This is a genomic window from Neobacillus cucumis, from assembly GCF_002860255.1.
In the GTDB taxonomy this organism is placed as follows: Bacteria; Bacillota; Bacilli; order Bacillales; family Cytobacillaceae; genus Neobacillus; species Neobacillus cucumis_A.
The window spans coordinates 1-2,523 of sequence record NZ_PGVE01000003.1 but is presented as its reverse complement, the minus strand read 5'-3'; the positions used below and the strand labels follow the sequence as shown (position 1 = coordinate 2,523).

The following is a 2,523-nucleotide window of genomic DNA, read 5'->3' as shown; positions in this document are numbered from 1 at the left end:
AAGCCGAAAGATATTATCTTCAAAAAGCCATGAAGTTGCATGATCACAACATTACGAAAACCGCCAGCTCTCTTGGCATGAGTAGACAGAACTTACAATACCGGTTAAGAAAGATGAAGGAATGAGTACATGGTAAAACTCTGTTGATCTTCTGATAGTTGCCATCCATTCAACGTTTCAGCTTCTAAAAACTACGATAAAACCTAGAAGTACAAGCAAAAAGCAATCTCCCAATACCTTAGAGATTAAACGACAGTATGTCTATTTTAAAAGCAAAAAAGGACTGTCGCAGAAGTCATAACCACTTCTGCGACAGTCCTTTTATTAACGTCCGGATTGTTCAATCCAGCCCTGTAGTTTATCTTTCAGTGAATTAAAGCCATCTGCATCTTGCTGATCTACACGTTCTTGCAATGATTGACGAGAACGGGAGTGATTCAGGTAAGAACTTGGTGGCTCCTGTAATGCACGGATCGACAAACTAATTTTACTAGCTCCTTCATCCACATCCAATACTTTGACGTGAACTTCTTGCCCAACTTCCAAAAATTCATGAATATCTTTAACGAATCCATACGTGATTTCAGAGATGTGCACTAAACCTTGCGTTGAAGCATCCAGCGCCACAAACGCACCGTACGGCTGTATTCCGGTAACTTTTCCGGTCAGCTCATCTCCTACTGCAAATTTGTGAGACATGCAAAACAGCTCCCAATCTAAAGTAGTATCTAGTCTGCCACTAAGGCCGTTTCATAGTATACCATATTTCAAAGTTTTGAACAAAAAAGAGCCATCCGAAAAGATGGCGTCGAATAGTTAATATTGAACGATGGATTTGGCTTCATATTTAACAGCAATCAATTTATAGGATATGTCCATACAATTCTCTAAAGGTATCCAAATTTCATGGGTGTGCTCATAGACATCACGAATATACTTAGCCAAGTCTGCTGGATGATCTACACAATGAAGTTCCTTCACTATTTCAGTGATTTCCACATTATATGCATATTCCCCTTCTTGGAATGGATCCCATTGTTTAAGAAGTGAGACTGCTTTTTTATTCATTTCAATGGTTTGCATGATTCGTCACCTGATTTGTATTTTCTTTTAATGATAGCACAACAGCTAGTAAGAGAACAGTTAGAGATATTTTGGCAGTTTACGAGACCGATGGATAAAAAAAGAACATCCCAATCAATCGATGGGATGTCCTGCATTTTTATGTTGTTGTCGTTCTTTTAAAATACGTTGTTCCAGCTCTTTCGTTTCCTCTTCCTGCCGTTTGGATTTCTTAATAATCCAACGAAATACGAACAGCATGAGCGTCATGAAGATGACGAAAGAGATTGCTGCTGGGATGTATTCTGATTTATCTTCAGGAAAATAAAGAAACGGCATTAATAGAACGAAGTCCATGCTAGTTTCCCCCTACGAATCAAATCCGATTACTTTTGGATAATTTCGATTGATTCAATTTTAATTTCTTCGTTTGGCTTATTATCGCGGTTAGTTTTTGCATTGGCAATGTTGTCGACAACGTCCATTCCTTCTAACACTTGACCAAATACAGTGTGCTTCTGATCTAAGTGTGGTGTTCCACCGTTTTCTTCATATGCATCTGCGATTTCTTCAGGCCATCCACCCTGTTTCAATTGTGATGCTGAAGCGTTTGCTGAAGAAGCCTGTACGATGAAGAACTGGCTACCGTTTGTGTTTGGTCCAGCGTTTGCCATAGATAGTGCGCCACGCAAGTTGAATAGATCCATCGTAAACTCATCTTGGAATGTGTTGCCGTAGATACTTTCTCCGCCCATTCCTGTTCCAGTTGGATCTCCACCTTGAATCATGAATTCAGGAATAACGCGGTGGAAAATAATACCGTCGTAATAGCCATTTTCTGCGTGCGTCAAGAAGTTTTCAACTGTTTTTGGAACTTGCTCTTTAAAAAGCTTTATTTTGATTGGCCCCATTGTTGTGTTCATCGTTACTAGTGCTTCGTTTTCTGCTACTTCAGTCGATAGTTGTGGATACATGATATTCCTCCTCAAATTTGCGTGCTTGTTCATTTTGGTGCGTGTTTTGTATATGAAAACAGTCTATCATAGATGATGGCAAAATTCGATGATTGTAACTGTGACAGTTAGTTGACAATGTGTAGTGTGGTGAGAAAAAGCGTACTAGTGGGAAAGGACAATGTTGGTTTACCCGTAGTAGCAATGCGAGTATCGCTCATTATTTCGCGTAACCGCTCAATGGGCCGCGCCATCCGCTCTATTCACGTTTGATGTAAGCACTATGTTTCCTTCGACTGCCGAATTGTTTTATACTGAATATTATCTAAGCATTACAGGAGGAAGGCGGTTCAACGTTGAGTCGACATAAGAAAAATTTCATTATCATCTGGGTCACGAACTTTCTTGTAGCAGGTACGATGACGATGATTATGCCGTTCCTGTCGTTATATATTGAAACGTTTGGGGATTATTCTGACGCGTATGTCCAGAAGTGGGCAGGATTGAT

At 39.9% G+C, this 2,523-nt stretch carries 5 protein-coding genes and 1 pseudogene; 2 read left to right on the top strand and 4 right to left on the bottom strand.

Annotated elements, in window-relative coordinates:
* On the top strand, positions 1-125 hold a 125-nt coding region (locus CVD27_RS00210; RefSeq protein ID WP_142384055.1), incomplete at its 5' end, for a helix-turn-helix domain-containing protein.
* 199 nt (positions 126-324) lie between these two features.
* On the opposite strand, the gene yugI is transcribed toward CVD27_RS00210, so the two are convergent.
* The 4 genes from yugI to CVD27_RS00190 form a co-directional block, all read right to left on the bottom strand.
* Complete coding sequence (gene yugI, locus CVD27_RS00205) at positions 325-699, bottom strand: S1 domain-containing post-transcriptional regulator GSP13 (protein ID WP_029054404.1); 375 nt, start codon at positions 697-699, stop codon at positions 325-327.
* A 117-nt stretch (positions 700-816) separates the two neighbouring features.
* A complete protein-coding gene (locus CVD27_RS00200; protein WP_085131422.1) occupies positions 817-1,083 on the bottom strand; it encodes a DUF1871 family protein in 267 nt (88 codons plus the stop codon).
* A gap of 114 nt (positions 1,084-1,197) precedes the next feature.
* Complete coding sequence (locus CVD27_RS00195) at positions 1,198-1,419, bottom strand: hypothetical protein (RefSeq protein WP_029054406.1); 222 nt, start codon at positions 1,417-1,419, stop codon at positions 1,198-1,200.
* A 29-nt stretch (positions 1,420-1,448) separates the two neighbouring features.
* Complete coding sequence (locus CVD27_RS00190; RefSeq protein ID WP_101645902.1) at positions 1,449-2,036, bottom strand: peptidylprolyl isomerase; 588 nt, start codon at positions 2,034-2,036, stop codon at positions 1,449-1,451.
* 335 nt (positions 2,037-2,371) lie between these two features.
* Here CVD27_RS00190 and CVD27_RS28550 point away from each other — a divergent pair.
* Positions 2,372-2,523 (top strand): annotated as a pseudogene (locus CVD27_RS28550) (MFS transporter); the annotation flags it as partial.

Coding starts and splice junctions, on each gene's coding strand:
- CVD27_RS00195 (WP_029054406.1), bottom strand. CDS start 1,419: ATGGACTTCGTTCTATTAATGCCGTTTCTTTATTTTCCTGAAGATAAA.
- yugI (WP_029054404.1), bottom strand. CDS start 699: ATGTCTCACAAATTTGCAGTAGGAGATGAGCTGACCGGAAAAGTTACC.
- CVD27_RS00200 (WP_085131422.1), bottom strand. CDS start 1,083: ATGCAAACCATTGAAATGAATAAAAAAGCAGTCTCACTTCTTAAACAA.
- CVD27_RS00190 (WP_101645902.1), bottom strand. CDS start 2,036: ATGTATCCACAACTATCGACTGAAGTAGCAGAAAACGAAGCACTAGTA.